Origin of the sequence: Salinivibrio sp. EAGSL (assembly GCF_013366455.1) — a bacterium.
GTDB classification, from domain to species: Bacteria; Pseudomonadota; Gammaproteobacteria; order Enterobacterales; family Vibrionaceae; genus Salinivibrio; species Salinivibrio costicola.
Window position 1 is genome coordinate 1 of the sequence record NZ_JABWMG010000064.1, and the last position, 380, is coordinate 380.

Below are 380 nucleotides of genomic sequence, written 5' to 3' on the forward strand. Positions count from 1 at the left end.
ACTTCCATTTCAACCAGCTCAAGCAGCTCTTCGTCATCAACCATGTCACATTTGTTCATGAACACGAGGATGTTTGGAATACCAACCTGACGGCCAAGTAGGATGTGCTCACGGGTCTGTGGCATTGGGCCATCAGTTGCTGCAACAACCAGGATACCACCGTCCATTTGCGCAGCACCGGTGATCATGTTTTTCACATAGTCAGCGTGTCCTGGGCAGTCAACGTGTGCGTAGTGACGGTTTGGCGTATCGTACTCAACGTGAGACGTTGCGATGGTGATACCACGATCACGCTCTTCTGGTGCGTTATCGATTGACGCGAAATCACGCGCAGCACCGCCGTATACTTTTGCAAGTACAGTACAGATAGCTGCAGTCAG

General features: G+C 51.1%; 1 protein-coding gene. It reads right to left on the reverse strand.

What is annotated here, in order from left to right; genetic code table 11:
* On the reverse strand, window positions 1-380 hold a 380-nt coding region (locus HLG76_RS14710; RefSeq protein ID WP_254877717.1), incomplete at both ends, for a GTP-binding protein.